15 protein-coding genes are annotated in these 16,458 nt (G+C 70.5%); 8 read left to right on the top strand and 7 right to left on the bottom strand.

From position 1 onward, the window contains the following. Positions 1-54: 54 nt before the first annotated feature. A complete protein-coding gene (locus tag IOD14_RS02680) occupies positions 55-1,182 on the bottom strand; it encodes an alpha/beta hydrolase-fold protein (protein ID WP_123990849.1) in 1,128 nt (375 codons plus the stop codon). Between the two features lie 174 nt (positions 1,183-1,356). Here IOD14_RS02680 and IOD14_RS02675 point away from each other — a divergent pair, with 174 nt between their 5' ends. The 6 genes from IOD14_RS02675 to IOD14_RS02650 all read left to right on the top strand — a co-directional run bounded on the left by IOD14_RS02675 (position 1,357) and on the right by IOD14_RS02650 (position 6,442). Continuing rightward, complete coding sequence (locus IOD14_RS02675; RefSeq protein WP_123990848.1) at positions 1,357-3,168, top strand: phosphatidylglycerol lysyltransferase domain-containing protein; 1,812 nt, start codon at positions 1,357-1,359, stop codon at positions 3,166-3,168. A 107-nt stretch (positions 3,169-3,275) separates the two neighbouring features. Beyond that, the gene (gene folP, locus IOD14_RS02670; protein ID WP_123990847.1) at positions 3,276-4,181 is read left to right on the top strand and encodes a dihydropteroate synthase; all 906 of its coding nucleotides are present in this window, start codon (positions 3,276-3,278) and stop codon (positions 4,179-4,181) included. After that, positions 4,178-4,684 (top strand): nuclear transport factor 2 family protein, encoded by a 507-nt coding sequence (locus tag IOD14_RS02665; RefSeq protein ID WP_123990846.1) that lies wholly within the window; start codon positions 4,178-4,180, stop codon positions 4,682-4,684. Before folP ends, IOD14_RS02665 begins: the two co-directional genes overlap by 4 nt. Positions 4,685-4,920: 236 nt before the next feature. Next, the gene (folB, locus tag IOD14_RS02660) at positions 4,921-5,280 is read left to right on the top strand and encodes a dihydroneopterin aldolase (protein WP_212669562.1); all 360 of its coding nucleotides are present in this window, start codon (positions 4,921-4,923) and stop codon (positions 5,278-5,280) included. Then, a complete protein-coding gene (gene folK / locus IOD14_RS02655; protein WP_123990844.1) occupies positions 5,277-5,888 on the top strand; it encodes a 2-amino-4-hydroxy-6-hydroxymethyldihydropteridine diphosphokinase in 612 nt (203 codons plus the stop codon). Before folB ends, folK begins: the two co-directional genes overlap by 4 nt. Before the next feature lie 68 nt (positions 5,889-5,956). Beyond that, entirely contained in the window at positions 5,957-6,442 is a 486-nt protein-coding gene (locus tag IOD14_RS02650; protein ID WP_123990843.1) for a DUF3180 domain-containing protein, read from the top strand. 22 nt (positions 6,443-6,464) lie between these two features. Here the strand turns inward: IOD14_RS02650 and folE are convergent, their stop codons facing one another. The 6 genes from folE to dacB all read right to left on the bottom strand — a co-directional run bounded on the left by folE (position 6,465) and on the right by dacB (position 14,036). Next, positions 6,465-7,070, bottom strand: a complete 606-nt coding sequence (folE, locus tag IOD14_RS02645) for a GTP cyclohydrolase I FolE (protein WP_123990842.1) — start codon at positions 7,068-7,070, stop codon at positions 6,465-6,467. 122 nt (positions 7,071-7,192) lie between these two features. Beyond that, positions 7,193-9,226 carry an ATP-dependent zinc metalloprotease FtsH gene (gene ftsH / locus IOD14_RS02640; RefSeq protein WP_123990841.1) on the bottom strand — a complete coding sequence of 678 codons (2,034 nt, stop codon included), beginning with the start codon at positions 9,224-9,226 and terminating at the stop codon, positions 7,193-7,195. A 185-nt stretch (positions 9,227-9,411) separates the two neighbouring features. Continuing rightward, positions 9,412-9,972 (bottom strand): hypoxanthine phosphoribosyltransferase, encoded by a 561-nt coding sequence (gene hpt, locus IOD14_RS02635; RefSeq protein WP_123990840.1) that lies wholly within the window; start codon positions 9,970-9,972, stop codon positions 9,412-9,414. 52 nt (positions 9,973-10,024) lie between these two features. Continuing rightward, a complete protein-coding gene (gene tilS, locus IOD14_RS02630) occupies positions 10,025-11,059 on the bottom strand; it encodes a tRNA lysidine(34) synthetase TilS (RefSeq protein WP_123990839.1) in 1,035 nt (344 codons plus the stop codon). 192 nt (positions 11,060-11,251) lie between these two features. Then, complete coding sequence (locus IOD14_RS02625; protein WP_123990838.1) at positions 11,252-12,376, bottom strand: zinc-dependent metalloprotease; 1,125 nt, start codon at positions 12,374-12,376, stop codon at positions 11,252-11,254. Positions 12,377-12,443: 67 nt separating this feature from the next. Next, entirely contained in the window at positions 12,444-14,036 is a 1,593-nt protein-coding gene (dacB, locus tag IOD14_RS02620; RefSeq protein WP_123990837.1) for a D-alanyl-D-alanine carboxypeptidase/D-alanyl-D-alanine-endopeptidase, read from the bottom strand. 124 nt (positions 14,037-14,160) lie between these two features. On the opposite strand from dacB, the gene IOD14_RS02615 reads away from it, so the two are divergent. After that, a complete protein-coding gene (locus IOD14_RS02615) occupies positions 14,161-14,652 on the top strand; it encodes an inorganic diphosphatase (RefSeq protein ID WP_007383738.1) in 492 nt (163 codons plus the stop codon). A gap of 101 nt (positions 14,653-14,753) precedes the next feature. Further along, positions 14,754-16,421, top strand: coding sequence for a threonine/serine exporter family protein (locus IOD14_RS02610; RefSeq protein ID WP_123990836.1), 1,668 nt, complete (start codon positions 14,754-14,756; stop codon positions 16,419-16,421). The last annotated feature ends 37 nt before the right edge of the window (positions 16,422-16,458 follow it).

Here is a 16,458-nt window from a genome sequence, read left to right as displayed (position 1 = left end):
CCACCCCGTTGCGTTCACACGACATCAGGAATCGGAACGGCCGCCGAATTCGGCTCATCGACCACTGAGCCGCCCGCTGATCCACTCTAAGGTCGCCGGGATCTCCCGCCGCCAGGTGTTGAAGTTGTGCCCGCCGCTTTCGAGGATGATCGACGAGATCCGGGTCGTTTCCGTCGCCTTCACCCGCTCTATGAACTTCAACGTGTCCTTGTAGTTCGCCTCACCCACCTTGCTGCTGCTGACGAGCAGTGAGGTGTCGGGCGCGGGCAGGTGTTTGAGGCACCACCACAGGTTCGCGCGGTCGCGCAGCGCCTTGTCGCCGTGGAAGAGATCGCCCGTGGTGGGGTCGACGGGGGCGTTGTAGTACGGGGACAGGCCCGCCCCAGCGGCGTACACCCTGGGGTGGTGCATGGCGAGCTTCAGCGCGCAGTAGCCGCCCGTGGAGTCCCCGATGATCCCCCAGCTCCCCGGCTCCTTGCCCACCCGGTAGTGCTCGGTCACGGCTTCCGGGAGGTCCTTCGCGAAGAACGACTCGGTCTGCGGACCGTCCGGAACGTTCGCGCACTCGGTGTCGCGCGGCGGCGCCACCGTCGGCCGCAGCATCACCAGGATCATCGGCTGCATACGGCCGTCCTTGGCGAGTTCCAGAGCCGTGCGCGGATAGTGGAGTTTGTCCACCAGCGCTCTCGCGGTGCCCGGATATCCCGTGAGCACCACCGCCGCGGGGAAGGTGCGCGACTGATAGCGCGCCTGGAAATACTCCGGCGGCAGATAGACGTACGCGGGACTGGCGATGTGCGACGTCGGGCCGACGATGTCGACCTTCTGCACCTGCCCGACCGAGGACGGCCGAAAGCCGCCCCTGCCGGGCACGTCCCCGACCTCGGTCACCCGAAGCGGGCCACCCGCGCGGGCGTCCGGATTGTGGTCGACCACCACGCCCTGATCGGTCTCCCGCCCCAACAGGTCCGCCCAGGAGGCGTAGAACCCGAAGCTCTGGTTGGCGGCGAGCCCCACACACACGAAGAGCGAGAGCTGCGTCGCGAGCAGCAGCCCCACCCGGCCGCTGACGGACCGCCAGCCCCGGCGCGCCAGCCGTGGCCAGAGCCACACCGTGCCGGCGAACAGCGCCACTGCGGCCAGGACCGCCAGCACCAGCGTGTTGTTGCTCGTGAGACCCATTGCTTGCTTTCGCTTTCCTCGGCCTTTGAAACGGCTTTGAGAAGATGAGTGAACCTCTCCTCACGAGACACCGTCCTAGAGGGCGCAATGTCGCCGGATGCCCGAATCAGGGCTCCGGATCCAAAGTCACTCGCAGAACCACGGGATGCGATGTCTGTCAGGACAGATGAGGAAATGTCGGGCGGGGTTCCGATCCGATCAACACGGCTGCGGCGTGCACTGCACGGACCGCGCCCCGAGGCCGTCCCCGTCCTCGTCGCCAGAGCCTGCGCTCTCGTAGGTCTTCTGGACATCGCCGCCGGCGTGTTCCCACGCTTCCGGCACAGCCGTATGCACACCCTGGCCGAGGTGCTGCCCGGCGCGCTCGGCCCGTTCGCGGCCGCGCTCTCGCTCAGCGCCGGCGTGCTGTTGCTGCTGCTCGCCCACGGCCTCAGGCGCCACAAGCGCCGGGCCTGGCGGGCCGCCGTCGTACTGCTTCCGGCCGGCGCGCTGGCGCAGTTCACGTACCGCCACTCACTCGTCGGGGCGGCCATCTCGCTCGCCCTGCTCGCGCCGCTGCTGCGCCACCGCGACCAGTTCAGGGCGCTGCCCGACCCGCGCAGCCGCTGGCGCGCGCTCGCCAACTTCGTCCTCATGGGCGCCGGTTCCCTCGTCCTCGGGCTGATCATCGTCAGCGTCCACCCGAACCGCATGGTCGGCGACCCGAGCCTGGCCGATCGCCTGACGCACGTCCTGTACGGGCTGTTCGGCTTCGAGGGCCCCGTCGACTACCAGGGCGACACCTCCTGGACCGTCGGCGCCTCCCTGGGCGCCCTCGGCCTGCTCACGGCGATCACGACGATCTACCTCGCCTTCCGCCCCGAGCACCCCGCCGCGCAGCTCACCGAGGAGGACGAGTCCCGGCTCAGGGCCCTGCTGGTCAAGCACGGCGGCCGCGACTCCCTCGGCCACTTCGCACTGCGCCGCGACAAGGCCGTCGTCTTCTCCCCCAGCGGCAAGGCGGCCGTCACCTACCGCGTCGTGTCCGGCGTGATGCTCGCCAGCGGCGACCCGATCGGCGACGTGGAGGCCTGGCCGGGCGCCATCGAGCGCTTCATGGACGAGGCCAAGGCGCACTCCTGGACGCCCGCCGTCATGGGCTGCTCGGAGACCGGCGGCGAGGTCTGGACCCGTGAGACCGGCCTGGACGCCCTCGAACTGGGCGACGAGGCGGTGGTGGACGTCGCGGATTTCTCGCTCGCCGGCCGCGCGATGCGCAACGTCCGCCAGATGGTCAAGCGCATCGAGCGGGCCGGTTACGAGACCCGGGTACGGCGCGTACGTGACCTCGGCGAGACGGAACTGGCACGCGTGCGCCAGGCCGCCGAGGACTGGCGCGGCACCGACACCGAGCGCGGCTTCTCGATGGCCCTGGGCCGCATCGGCGACCTCGCCGACGGCGACTGCCTCATCGCCACCGCCCACAAGACGGACGACCAGCCCGGCCCGTACGGCGACCTCAAGGCGATCCTGCACTTCGTGCCCTGGGGCACCGACGGCGCCTCCCTCGACCTCATGCGCCGGGACCGCTCCGCCGACCCCGGCATGAACGAACTGCTCATCGTCGCCGCCCTCCAGGCCGCCCCGAAGTTCGGCATCACGCGCGTGTCGCTGAACTTCGCCATGTTCCGCTCGGCCCTGGCGCGCGGCGAGAAGATCGGCGCGGGACCGGTGCTGCGCGCCTGGCGGGGCCTGCTGGTGTTCCTGTCCCGCTGGTTCCAGATCGAGTCCCTGTACAAGTTCAACGCGAAGTTCCAGCCCCGCTGGGAACCCCGCTTCGTCGTCTACCGCGCCTCCGGAGACCTGCCTCGCATCGGCTTCGCCGCCATGCAGGCCGAAGGCTTCGTCAACCTCGCCCTCCCGCTGCCGCGCTTCCTGCGCCGCCGCTCGCACCCCGCACGCGCATGTGCCCACGCCGTCGCGGAACGGGACGTACGAGCGGCGTGACCGGCCCCGGAACAGGCCCGGACGGAAGCCCCGCCCCTCCTCCAGCCCAGGGGCTTCCGTCCGGGCCGTGCGGTCCTGCGGCCCCGCACGGGGCCTAGGCTGAACGCATGAGCAAGCAGAGCGGACGCGGGCGCGTCGCGGGCCTTCCGGAATGGGACCGCTGCGCGGTCATGGGAGTCGTGAACGTCACCCCCGACTCCTTCTCCGACGGCGGCCGCTGGTTCGACACGACGGCCGCCGTCAAGCACGGCCTGGCCCTCGTCGAGGAGGGCGCCGACCTCGTCGACGTCGGCGGCGAGTCCACCCGCCCCGGCGCCACCCGCGTGGACGAGGCCGAGGAGCTCCGGCGCGTCATCCCCGTGGTCCGCGGCCTCGCCGCCGAGGGCGTCACCGTCTCCGTCGACACCATGCGCGCCTCCGTCGCCGAACAGGCCCTCGGCGCGGGCGCGGCCCTCGTCAACGACGTCAGCGGCGGTCTCGCCGACCCCGCGATGATCCCGGTCGTCGCGGCGGCGGGCGCCCCCTTCGTCGTCATGCACTGGCGCGGCTTCCTGGAGGGCGGCAACGTCAGGGGCGTCTACGCCGATGTCGTCGCCGAGGTCGTCGACGAGCTCCACGCGCGCGTGGACGCCGTCCTCGCGGGCGGCATCTCCCCCGACCGGGTCGTCGTCGACCCCGGTCTCGGCTTCTCCAAGGACGCCGAGCACGACCTGGTCCTCCTCTCCCACCTCGACCGCCTCCTCGGCCTCGGCCACCCCCTCCTCGTCGCCGCCTCCCGCAAGCGCTTCCTCGGCCGTGTCCTCGCCGGCCCGGAGGGCGCCCCGCCGCCCGCGCGCGAGCGCGACGCCGCCACGGCCGCCGTCTCCGCGCTCGCGGCGCACGCCGGCGCATGGGCGGTGCGCGTGCACGAGGTGCGCGCCACGGCGGACGCGGTACGCGTCGCCCGCGCCGTGGAAGGAGCGCGCACCGGGGTCGCGAGCACCGCGGACTACGGCACGGAAGGAGCCCGGTGAGCGCCCCCCACACCGACGTGGAACAGGTGGAAGCCGCCAACACCGCCTTCTACGAGGCACTGGAGCGCGGCGACTTCGAAGCGCTGTCCTCGCTCTGGCTCACCCCCGCCGACCTCGGCGTCGACGAGACCTACCACGACCCGGCCGACGTGGGCGTGGTCTCCTGCGTCCACCCCGGCTGGCCCGTGCTGACCGGGCGCGGCGAGGTCCTCAGGTCGTACGCGCTGATCATGGCGAACACCGACTACATCCAGTTCTTCCTCACGGACGTGCACGTCTCCGTGACCGGCGACACCGCCCTGGTGACCTGCACCGAGAACATCCTCAGCGGCGGCCCGGCGCCCGAGGGAGGCGAGGAGCTCGGGCCGCTGGTCGGCCAGCTGGTCGTCGCCACGAACGTGTTTCGCCGCACCCCCCGCGAGGGCTGGAAGATGTGGTCCCACCACGCCTCCCCCGTCCTGGCCGAGAACGACGAGGAAGAGGACGAGGACACCCCCTCCTGAACCCGAGGGGAGCAACAAGTGGTTGGAATCACGAACCCACGGGTATGGGCGGCTACCGACCCGTGAGCCGCCGGGTTCCCCCGGGGAAACACCCGGTGAAACCTCCGGTCCCCGGCACCGGCCCGCGTCCCGTGGCGCGGCCCTGTCAGTGCTCGCAGGTAGATTCGTTCGAGGCCGGTGTACCGCCCGCACACGGTACGGACCGGCCGTCACCGACGATTGCAGGAGTGATTCGCGTGGATCGTGTCGCGCTGCGCGGCCTGAAGGCCCGCGGGCACCACGGGGTGTTCCCCGAGGAACGCGAGGAGGGCCAGATCTTCCTCGTGGACCTCGTCCTCGGACTGGACACCCGACCGGCCGCCGCCGACGACGACCTGACGAAGACCGTGCACTACGGCGTCGTGGCCGAGGAGGTCGTGGCCGTCGTCGAGGGCGAGCCCGTCAACCTCATCGAGACGCTCGCCGAGCGCATCGCCCAGGCCTGTCTGAAGCACGAGGGGGTAGAGGAGGTCGAGGTCACGGTCCACAAGCCCGACGCGCCCATCACCGTGCCCTTCGACGACGTGACCGTCACCATCACCCGGAGCCGAGTATGACCGCGTCCTTCGCCGCGGGTCACAGCGACCCGACCGTACAGCCGGTGCCCGCCTCGGTCGTGCAGCAGGTGGACGCCGCCGACACCACCCTCCACAACCCGAAGCGCGCCGTGCTCTCCCTCGGTTCCAACCTCGGCAACCGCCTGGAGACCCTCCAGGGCGCCATCGACGCCCTGGAGGACACGCCCGGGGTCCGCGTCAAGGCCGTCTCCCCGGTCTACGAGACGGAGCCGTGGGGCGTGGCCGCCGACAGCCAGCCGTCGTACTTCAACGCGGTCGTCGTGCTGAAGACCACGCTCCCCCCGTCCTCCCTGCTGGAGCGGGCGCACGCGGTCGAGGAGGCCTTCAACCGGGTGCGGGACGAGCGCTGGGGCCCGCGCACCCTCGACGTCGACATCGTCGCGTACGCCGAGACGGTCTCCGACGATCCGGTCCTCACGCTGCCCCACCCCCGCGCCCACGAACGCGCGTTCGTCCTGGTGCCGTGGCACGACGTGGACCCCGAGGCCCAGCTGCCCGGCCGTGGCCCGGTGGCCGAACTCCTCGACTCCGTCTCGCGCAATGGCGTGGAAGCCCGCAAGGACCTGGAACTCCGGCTGCCCGAATAGCCGTTAAGGTCGACACGACCACTGTCCGTGGGACCGCCCAAGGACCTCGGGGGAGCTGAAGGGGCACCGTGAGAGAGCTGCGCATCAGGTTGCTGGTCGGCGTCTTCGCCGTGGCCGGACTCCTGTCCTGGGCGGGCGCCCGCCTGTGGAACTCGATCGGGACCCTGCCCAGCGTTCCGCTGGCCGCCCCCATCGTCCTCGCCCTGATCGCGGTGGTCCTCATGGCCACGGCGCTCTCGCTCCGCTCCCGCCTGAAGGCCCAGCGCGAGCGTGCCCCCGAGGCCAAGGGCGTCGACCCCCTGATGGCGGCCCGCGCGGTCGTCTTCGGCCAGGCCAGCGCCCTGGTCGCCGCCCTCGTCTCCGGCATGTACGGCGGCACCGGCGTCTTCCTCCTGGAATCCCTCGACATCCCCGCCCGCCGCGACCAGGCCATCTACGCCGGCTTCTCGGTCCTCGCGGGCATCGCGGTGATAGCGGCAGCGATCTTCCTGGAACGCGTCTGCAAACTCCCGGAGGACGACGACCGGAACACGGGGGCGGCTTCGGCGGCTTGAGGCCCGTCGGCAGACCGGCCGGTCAGCGCGCCATGATCAGGCTCATCGCCTCGTTGCGTGTCGCCGCGTCCCGCAGCTGACCCCGCACGGCCGAGGTGAGCGTCTTGGCACCGGGCTTGCGAATCCCGCGCATCGACATGCACATGTGCTCGCACTCCACGACGACGATCACGCCGCGGGGCTCCAGGATCTCCATCAGGGAGTCCGCTATCTGCGTGGTGAGTCGTTCCTGCACCTGCGGCCGACGGGCATAGACGTCCACGAGCCGGGCGAGCTTGGACAGCCCCGTAATCTTGCCTGTGGTGGCCGGAATGTACCCGACGTGAGCGACACCCCGGAACGGGACCAGATGGTGTTCGCAGGTTGAGTACACCTCGATGTCCTTCACGAGCACCATCTCGTCGTGCCCCAGGTCGAACGTCGTGGTCAGGACGTCCTCGGGCTTCTGCCACAGGCCTGCGAATATCTCCCTGTACGCCCGCGCCACCCGCCCCGGAGTCTCCCGGAGCCCCTCGCGGTCCGGGTCCTCGCCGACCGCGATCAGGAGTTCGCGGACGGCGTTCTCGGCTCGCTTCTCGTCGAACTCGCCGATGGAGCCGGCTCCGTCCAGCGTCACGGGGTCGGTCATCTGGTGCCTCGTTCCTAAGAGTCCCTCACGGCCGAAAAACGCCGCGCCCCCCAGGCTAAAACCTGGGGGGCGAGGCATCCATTCCGGGCCCGGTGAGGTCACCGGAGCGGGATGGGTGAGCATCAGCTCTCGGGGCGCTCCTCGGGAACGGCATCCGGGACCTGCTCCGACGCGGTGGCCTTGGCGGTGGTGATCGCCGGGGCCGCGCCATTGGCGCCGTTCGTCAGTGCGAGCTCCTTGGGGGAGAGCACCGGCGGACGGGTGGAGGGCGTACGCCGGGACGAACCGGTCCAGGCGGGCCGTGCCGGGCGCTTGACGATGGCCGAGAAGATCTCGGCGATCTCCTCCTTGCCCAGCGTCTCCTTCTCCAGGAGCTGGAGCACCAGGTTGTCGAGGACGTCGCGGTTCTCGACCAGGATCTCCCAGGCCTCGTTGTGCGCGTTCTCGATGAGCTTCTTGACCTCTTCGTCGACCAGCGCGGCGACCTCTTCCGAGTAGTCGCGCTGGTGAGCCATCTCACGTCCGAGGAACGGCTCGGTGTTGTCGCCGCCGAACTTGATGGCGCCCAGACGCTCGGTCATGCCGTACTGCGTGACCATCGCGCGGGCCGTGGCCGTGGCCTTCTCGATGTCGTTCGCGGCGCCCGTGGTCGGGTCGTGGAAGACCAGTTCCTCGGCGGCGCGACCGCCCAGCATGTAGGCGAGCTGGTCGAGCATCTCGTTGCGCGTGGTCGAGTACTTGTCCTCGTCCGGCAGGACCATCGTGTAGCCCAGAGCACGGCCTCGGGAGAGGATCGTGATCTTGTGGACCGGGTCGGAGTTCGGGGAGGCCGCCGCGACCAGGGCGTGTCCGCCCTCGTGGTACGCGGTGATCTTCTTCTCCTTGTCCGACATGATCCGGGTCCGCTTCTGCGGGCCCGCCACCACACGGTCGATCGCCTCGTCGAGCATCGAGTTGTCGATCAGCTTCTTGTCGCTGCGGGCGGTGAGCAGGGCGGCCTCGTTGAGGACGTTGCTCAGGTCCGCGCCGGTGAAGCCCGGGGTGCGACGCGCGACGGCCGACAGGTCGACGTCGGGTGCGACCGGCTTGCCCTTCTGGTGGACCTTGAGGATCTCCAGACGGCCCTGCATGTCCGGACGGTCGACCGCGATCTGGCGGTCGAAGCGGCCGGGGCGCAGGAGGGCCGGGTCGAGGATGTCGGGCCGGTTCGTCGCGGCGATGAGGATCACGCCGCCCTTGACGTCGAAGCCGTCCATCTCGACGAGCAGCTGGTTCAGCGTCTGCTCGCGCTCGTCGTGACCGCCGCCGAGGCCGGCGCCGCGGTGGCGGCCGACCGCGTCGATCTCGTCGACGAAGACGATCGCCGGGGCGTTCGCCTTGGCCTGCTCGAACAGGTCACGGACTCGGGAGGCACCGACACCGACGAACATCTCGACGAAGTCGGAACCGGAGATCGAGTAGAAGGGGACACCGGCCTCGCCCGCGACGGCGCGCGCGAGCAGGGTCTTGCCGGTGCCGGGAGGGCCGTACAGCAGTACGCCCTTGGGGATCTTGGCCCCGACCGCCTGGAACTTCGCCGGTTCCTGGAGGAACTCCTTGATCTCCTGGAGCTCCTCGACGGCCTCGTCCGAGCCGGCGACGTCCGAGAACGTCGTCTTCGGGGTGTCCTTGGTGATGAGCTTCGCCTTGGACTTCCCGAAGTTCATGACCCGGGAGCCGCCGCCCTGCATCTGATTCATCAGGAACAGGAAGACGACCACGATGAGAACGAAGGGGAGCAGGGAGAGCAGGATCCCGACGAAGGCGTTCTGCTTCGTCGGCGAGACGGTGTACCCGTCGGGGATCTGCTTGTCCTGGAACTTGTTCTGCAGCACGGTGGCGAGGTCACGGCCCTGGTCGCCGATGTAGCTCGCCTGGATCTTCGAGCTGCCCTCGACCTTTTCGCCGTCCTTGAGAGACACCTTGATGGTGTTCTCGTCGCCGGTGGTCAGCTTGGCTGATTCGACCTTGTTGTCATTGATCGCCTGGACGACCTGGCCGGTGTCCACCGTCTTGTAGCCACCGGACGAGCCGACGACCTGCATCAACACGACCACGGCAAGGACGGCCAGCACGATCCACATGACCGGCCCACGGAAGTATCGCTTCACGTCCATCCATACGGAGCGGTGTCGCCCCGTCCCTCCTGCCATAGTGAGTTTGATAAGACAGTTCTTCTGACGGTACCCCAGCATTGTGGACCGAAGCCGCACAGGAGGGCTTCACGAACCCGTCTGCATGCTCCAACGGCGCGAAACCGGCTGGGGTTCCCGATCGTCTTAGAGAGCTGGGGCCATCTGGCTCAGCCGCCGTAGACGTGGGGCGCGAGCGTACCGACGAACGGGAGGTTGCGGTACTTCTCGGCGTAGTCGAGACCGTAGCCGACGACGAATTCGTTGGGGATGTCGAAGCCGACCCACTCGACGTCGATGGCGACCTTGGCGGCGTCCGGCTTGCGCAGCAGGGTGCACACCTTGAGGGTCTCCGGCTCGCGCGAGCCCAGGTTGGACAGCAGCCAGGACAGGGTCAGGCCGGAGTCGATGATGTCCTCGACGATCAGGACGTGCTTGCCCTTGATGTCGGTGTCGAGGTCCTTGAGGATCCGCACCACGCCGGAGGACTGGGTGCCCGCGCCGTAGGAGGACACGGCCATCCAGTCCATCGTGACGGGGGTGGACAGTGCCCGGGCGAGGTCCGCCATGACCATCACCGCGCCCTTGAGGACGCCGACGATCAGCAGGTCCTTGCCCGCGTACTCCGCGTCGATCTTCGCGGCGAGCTCCACGAGCTTCGCGTCGATCTCTTCCTTGGTGATGAGTACCTCTTTGAGGTCGGCACCCATGTCTTTCGCGTCCACCCGCATCACTTTCGGTCGTCCAACCAGCCGTCCCTCGCCCCCCGGAGGGGGCAGCGAATCAGCCTTGCCGAATCACCAGTCTGCCACCCTGCCGCTGGGCGACCACTTTGCCCGGGAGATTGATCGCTCCCTGGCCGCGCCAGCCGGTGATCAGCCGGTCGACTTCCTCGATGTGGCGGGCGAAGAGCGATCCGGCCGGGGCGCCGGCCTCGATGGCCGCCTGGCGCAGGATGCGGCGGCGCACGGCGGGCGGCAGGGCGTAGAGCTTGGCGCACTCCAGGAGGCCGGCGGCGTCGCGTACGGACGCCTCGGCCTGGCGGGCCCAGGTGTCGAGGGCGTCGGCGTCGTCGCGGGAGAGCTGGGCGGTGCGCGCGAGGGCCTCGACGACTCCTTTGCCGAGTGCCTTCTCCAGGGCGGGCAGGCCTTCGTGGCGCAGCCGGGAGCGGGTGTAGGCGGGGTCGGTGTTGTGCGGATCGTCCCAGACGGGCAGGGACTGGACCATGCACGCCTTGCGGGCGGTCTGCCGGTCGAGCTCCAGGAACGGGCGGCGGTAGCGGCGGGCGGCCCCGGGGCCCCCGGACACGGCCGCCATGCCGGACAGCGAGCGGATGCCCGAGCCGCGGGCGAGGCCGAGCAGGACGGTTTCGGCCTGGTCGTCGCGGGTGTGGCCGAGCAGGACGGCGAGCGCGCCATGGCGTTCGGCCGCGGCGTCGAGGGCGGCGTAGCGGGCGTCGCGCGCGGCGGCTTCGGGTCCGCCTTCGCGGCCGACGGTCACGGCGGTGGACTCGACGGGGTCCAGGCCGAGTTCGCGCAGCCTGAGGACGACTTCCTCGGCGCGCAGGTCGGAGCCGGGCTGGAGGCCGTGGTCGACGGTGACCCCGCCGGCGCGCAGGCCGAGTTTGGGGGCCTCGAAGGCGAGGGCGGAGGCGAGGGCCATGGAGTCGGCGCCGCCGGAGCAGGCGACGAGCACGAGCGGCGACGGCGAGGGCTCGTGGGGACGGTGCTCGGCTCGGGCGTGGTGGTCGTTGAGGATGTCGTGGAGGACGCGGCGGACCGCCAGGCGTATCGCCGCGACCGCAGGATGGGGACCCATGTCCGGTTCCCTTCATGAAGTTTTCGGGGGTGAGCCCGAGGTTCGGTCACTCAGAGTGTGTAGATGGTGACAGAACCGGGGCGTTCCCCGAGCATTGCACGCCTACCCCTGCCCCACGGTCCCTCGGACGGGTGATTGAAGGGGCGTTCGCCTGCCGTCGGCCGAATTCCTCTCACGGCGTCCGCACACGGTTCACGACTCGGCCTTGCGGTGCACCCGCGCGACCCAGTCCGCCGGTTTGGCGATCTCCGACTTGGTCGGGAGGGTGTTCGGGGAGGTCCACACGCGGTTGAAGCCGTCCATGCCGACCTGGTCGACGACGGCCCGTACGAAGCGTTCGCCGTCGCGGTACTGGCGGAGCTTGGCGTCCAGGCCGAGGAGCTTGCGCAGGGCCATGTCCAGGCGGGAGGCGCCCTTGGCCCGCCGTTGCTGGAACTTCTCGCGGATCTCGGCGACGCTCGGCACGACGGCGGGGCCCACGCCGTCCATGACGAAGTCGGCGTGGCCCTCCAGGAGGGACATCACGGCGGTGAGGCGGCCGAGGATCTCCCGTTGGGCGGGCGTCTGCACGATCTCGACGAGCGAGCGCCCGCCGTCCTCCTCCTCGCCCTCGGGCCGTCCGCCGGCCAGCGACTGGGCGGCTTCCCGGATGCGTTCCAGGACGGTCATGGGGTCGACCTCGGTCTCCCCCAGGAACGACTGGATTTCGCCCTCGAGGTGGTCGCGCAGCCAGGGCACGGCCGTGAACTGGGTGCGGTGCGTCTCCTCGTGGAGGCAGACCCACAGGCGGAAGTCGTGGGGCTGGACGTCGAGTTCGCGTTCCACGTGCACGATGTTCGGGGCGACGAGGAGGAGTCGGCCGCCGCCGTTCTCCCCCGCCGGGAATTCGCGGGTGGCCGGGGCGAAGGTCTCGTACTGGCCGAGGACGCGGGAGGACAGGAACGACAGGAGCATCCCGAGTTCGACGCCGGTCACCTTGCCGCCGACGGCGCCGAGGACCGCGCCGCCGGGGGTGTTGCCGCGCCGCTCCTGCATCTTCTCCAGGAGCGGTTTGAGGATCTCCCGGAACCCGGCGACGTTGGCCCGGACCCAGCCGGGGCGGTCGACGACGAGGACGGGGGTGTCGTGGACGCCTTCCGTCCCCATCCGGGTGAAGCCGCGGACGTGTTCCTCCGAGGCCTTGGCGTGCCGGCGCAGTTCCGCGACGACGGCCCGGGCCTCGTCGCGGCTCACGTCGGGGCCCGGCCGCACGAGCCGGGTCGCGGTCGCGACCGCGAGATTCCAGTCGACCATCTCGGCACCACCGATGCTCGTCATGCGTCAACCGTACGTGAGCGTTCCCGCTTGGGGCAGGCCGCGCGGGCCGGGAGGGAGCCCGCGCGGGTCAGCCGCAGCCGCAGGCGGCCAGTGCCGAGGCCGTGCGGTCCAGCGCGCTCTGGGCCGCCGCCGGGTCCGTGGTGTCCGAGGTCAGGAACGCGAAGGCCAGCAGTCGGCCGTCCTGGTCGACGACCGTTCCGGCCAGGGTGTTCACCCCCGTCAGGGTGCCCGTCTTGGCCCGTACGACGCCTGCCGCGCCGTCCGTGTAACGGCTTGTCAGGGTGCCGGTGAAGCCGGCCACCGGGAGGCCGGTGAGGACGGGGCGCAGTTCCGGGTGGCCGGGGTCGCCGGCCTTGACCAGCAGGGAGGTCAGCAGGTTCGCGGTGAGCCGGTCGGCGCGGTCGAGTCCGCTGCCGTCGTGGAACGCGGCGCCGGCGAGCGGCAGTCCGAGTTTTTTCAGCTGGTCGCGGATGGCGGCGCCGCCGCCTGCGAAGTCGGCGCGTCGCTTGTCCGCGACCGCGGTCTGGCGGGCGAGGGCCTCGGCGATGTCGTTGTCGCTGTTGGTCAGCATGCGTTCGACCAGGGCGGACAGCGGCGGTGAGGAGACCTCGGCGAGGGTCTCGGCGCGGCCGGTCGCCTTGGAGGGGCCGGGGGCGGTGGTTTTGATGCCGTGGTCCGCGAGGAAGCGCGCGAAGGTGCGGGTCGCGTCCGTGGCCGGGTCGCCCACGCGGGCGACGGGTCCGCTGGAGGAGTCGTCGGTGCGGGCCTCGTCCACCATCAGGGCGCTGACGGGGGCCAGGTTGTCGTTGACCCCGATCGGGTGGATCTCGGAGCCCGCGTAGCGGGTCTTGTCGTAGGACAGCGTGACGGTGGTGATGTTCCGCTTCTTGAGGGCCGCGGCGGTGTCCTCGGCGAGTGCGCGCAGGCTCGCCCAGCCGTCGGTGTCGGACCGGGCGGTGAGCGTGGGGTCGCCGCCGCCGACGAGGACGAGCTCCTTGGTGTCGGGTTCGAGGGCCGCGCGCGTGGTGAGGCGGTGGTCGGCGCCGAGGGCGGACAGGGCGGCGACGGCGGTGGCGATCTTCGTGGTGGAGGCGGGGGTCAGGGCGGTGCCGGCACCCGCGCCGTAGAGCCGTCTGCCGCTGGCGACGTCCACGACGACGGCCGTGTGGCGGGCGCCGAGTGCGGGGGCGTCGAGGAGCGGGGTGAGAACTCCGGCGAGGGCTTTTCCGGTCGGGGCGGACTTCACCGTGTTGGCCGCGCCGCCGAGTCCGGTGAGCACGGACGGGGCGCTCGGGGCGGGACGCGGACCGGCCGCCGTCGTACCGGAATCGCCTTCGTGATCTGTGCCACCCGTCCGTCCGAGGGCGACCGCCCGGTCCCGCTCGGCCGTACGCTGACCCGAGGAGTCCCAGGGACCGGCGGCGGTCGCCACGGTGGCGGCCAGTGCCAGACCGGCAGTGGCGGCGCCCGCGGTGTACTGCCAGGTCCTGACGGTCCCCGGCCGGGCAACCCCGGCAAGCCTTGTGACCTGCGGTTTCACAGCAGCGGCGGTTCGTGCGAGATACGGCCGTACGGTGTCCGTGGCCCGGGTCAGTCCTGGACGTACGGCGCCCGCGGCGCGTGCCAGACGCGGTCGTACGGCGTTCGCGACCCGCTTCACATGCGGTCTCGCGCCTCGCCAAGGCCTCAGTTCAGGCACGACCAACAGCCCCTTTCGCGATCACACACCTGCGTGAGGGACACTTAACCACCAGAACTATGTGTTGATCATGGAGGAGTCACCGGTGGAGTTCGACGTCACGATCGAGATCCCGAAGGGTTCGCGGAACAAGTACGAGGTGGACCACGAGACCGGTCGGATCCGCCTGGACCGTCGACTCTTCACCTCGACCGCCTACCCGACCGACTACGGCTTCGTCGAGAACACCCTCGGCGAGGACGGCGACCCGTTGGACGCGCTGGTCATTCTTGACGAGCCGACGTTCCCGGGCTGCCTCATCAAGTGCCGTGCGATCGGCATGTTCCGGATGACGGACGAGGCCGGCGGCGACGACAAGCTGCTGTGCGTCCCGGCGACGGACCCGCGGGTGGAGCACCTGCGCGACATCCACCACGTCTCCGAGTTCGACCGCCTGGAGATCCAGCACTTCTTCGAGGTCTACAAGGACCTGGAGCCCGGCAAGTCCGTCGAGGGCGCCGACTGGGTCGGCCGCGTCGACGCCGAGGCCGAGATCGAGCGGTCCTACAAGCGCTTCAAGGACCAGGGCGGCCACTGAGCCCTGTGTCGCGAACGGGCCGCACGCGCACGCGTGCGGCCCGTTCGTGTGCCCGCGCATACTGAGGCTTACGGAATGTGTCGTTCAGGGAGCGTTACGGAGTGACGGAGGCGGAGCACCGCAAGCCGCAGTCGGACGAGGCCCGGGGTTTCTACGACTCCGAGATCACGTCCGAGTTCGCCGTTCCCGACGGGCTCGCCATGCCGAGAACCGTCGGCGGTGAGCCGGAGACCACGTCGGAGTTCGCGCTGCCGAAGGGGCTGGAGGTGCCGCAGCCGCCGGCCGTGGAGCCGGAGGGGTCGGCGTTCAGCACGCCCCGCACCTACAGCGCGAAGGACGCGCCGCCCGCGTTCACGCCGCCGACCGGCATACCGGTGGTCAGCCTGACCAAGGACGTGCCCTGGCAGGACCGGATGCGCACGATGCTGCGGATGCCGGTGGCCGAGCGGCCCGCGCCGGAACCGGTGCAGAAGTCCGAGGACGACGCCGGTCCGGCCGTCCCGCGCGTGCTCGACCTGACCCTGCGCATCGGCGAGTTGCTGCTCGCGGGCGGTGAGGGCGCGGAGGACGTGGAGGCGGCGATGTTCGCCGTCTGCCGGTCCTACGGCCTGGACCGCTGCGAGCCGAACGTCACCTTCACGCTGCTGTCGATCTCGTACCAGCCCTCGCTCGTGGACGACCCCGTGACGGCCTCCAGGACGGTGCGGCGGCGCGGTACCGACTACACGCGTCTCGCGGCCGTGTTCCGGCTCGTGGACGACCTCAGCGACCCCGAGACGGCGATCTCCCTGGAGGAGGCCTACCGGCGGCTCGCGGAGATCCGCCGCAACCGGCACCCGTACCCGACCTGGGTGCTCACCTCGGCGAGCGGACTGCTCGCGGGCGCGGCCTCCGTGCTGGTCGGCGGTGACCTGCTGGTGTTCGTCGCGGCCATGCTCGGCGCGATGCTCGGCGACCGGCTGGCGTGGCTGTGCGCGGGGCGCGGGCTGCCGGAGTTCTACCAGTTCACGGTCGCCGCGATGCCGCCGGCCGCGATCGGGATCGCGCTGACGCTGGCCGACGTCGACGTGAAGGCGTCCGCGGTCATCACCGGTGGCCTGTTCGCGCTGCTGCCCGGGCGGGCGCTGGTGGCGGGCGTCCAGGACGGTCTGACCGGCTTCTACATCACCGCGTCGGCCCGGCTCCTCGAAGTCATGTACTTCTTCGTGGGGATCGTGGTGGGCGTGCTGGTGATGCTCTACGTCGGAGTGCAGTTGGGGGCGCATCTCAACCCCGACGAGGCGCTGTCGACGGATCCGCGGCCCTTGTTGCAGACGGCCGCGTCGATGCTGCTGTCGTTGACCTTCGCGGTGCTGCTCCAGCAGGAACGATCCACCGTGCTGGCCGTCACGTTGAACGGCGGCGTCGCCTGGTGTGTGTACGGCGCGATGCACTACACCGGAGAGTTCTCCCCGGTCGCCTCCACGGCCGTGGCGGCGGGACTGGTGGGACTGTTCGGGCAGTTGCTGTCCCGCTTCCGGTTCGCTTCCGCGCTGCCGTACACGACCGCGGCGATCGGGCCGCTGCTGCCGGGATCCGCGACGTACTTCGGGTTGCTGTCGATCGCTCAGAGCCATGTCGACGAGGGGCTGGTGTCGCTGTCGAAGGCGGCGGCGCTCGCGATGGCCATCGCGATCGGGGTCAACCTGGGCTCGGAGATCTCCCGGTTGTTCCTGAGGGTCGGTTCTGCGGGCAAGCGGAGGGCCGCCAAGAGGACGCGGGGCTTCTGACCGCCGTGGCCGCCGCCCCGCGCCCCCGCGGGCGTTT

The organism is Streptomyces sp. A2-16, from assembly GCF_018128905.1.
In the GTDB taxonomy this organism is placed as follows: Bacteria; Actinomycetota; Actinomycetes; order Streptomycetales; family Streptomycetaceae; genus Streptomyces.
Note: the sequence above shows the minus strand (reverse complement) of the source record. Positions and strands in the feature narration are given on the sequence as shown.

Excerpts from the sequence above, each read along its gene's own strand:
- IOD14_RS02625 (WP_123990838.1), bottom strand. The coding sequence starts at position 12,376 with ATGACGAGCATCGGTGGTGCCGAGATGGTCGACTGGAATCTCGCGGTC.
- tilS (WP_123990839.1), bottom strand. The coding sequence starts at position 11,059 with ATGGGTCCCCATCCTGCGGTCGCGGCGATACGCCTGGCGGTCCGCCGC.
- IOD14_RS02680 (WP_123990849.1), bottom strand. The coding sequence starts at position 1,182 with ATGGGTCTCACGAGCAACAACACGCTGGTGCTGGCGGTCCTGGCCGCA.
- folK (WP_123990844.1), top strand. The coding sequence starts at position 5,277 with ATGACCGCGTCCTTCGCCGCGGGTCACAGCGACCCGACCGTACAGCCG.
- ftsH (WP_123990841.1), bottom strand. The coding sequence starts at position 9,226 with ATGGACGTGAAGCGATACTTCCGTGGGCCGGTCATGTGGATCGTGCTG.
- hpt (WP_123990840.1), bottom strand. The coding sequence starts at position 9,972 with ATGCGGGTGGACGCGAAAGACATGGGTGCCGACCTCAAAGAGGTACTC.
- folP (WP_123990847.1), top strand. The coding sequence starts at position 3,276 with ATGAGCAAGCAGAGCGGACGCGGGCGCGTCGCGGGCCTTCCGGAATGG.
- folE (WP_123990842.1), bottom strand. The coding sequence starts at position 7,070 with ATGACCGACCCCGTGACGCTGGACGGAGCCGGCTCCATCGGCGAGTTC.
- IOD14_RS02675 (WP_123990848.1), top strand. The coding sequence starts at position 1,357 with ATGTCGGGCGGGGTTCCGATCCGATCAACACGGCTGCGGCGTGCACTG.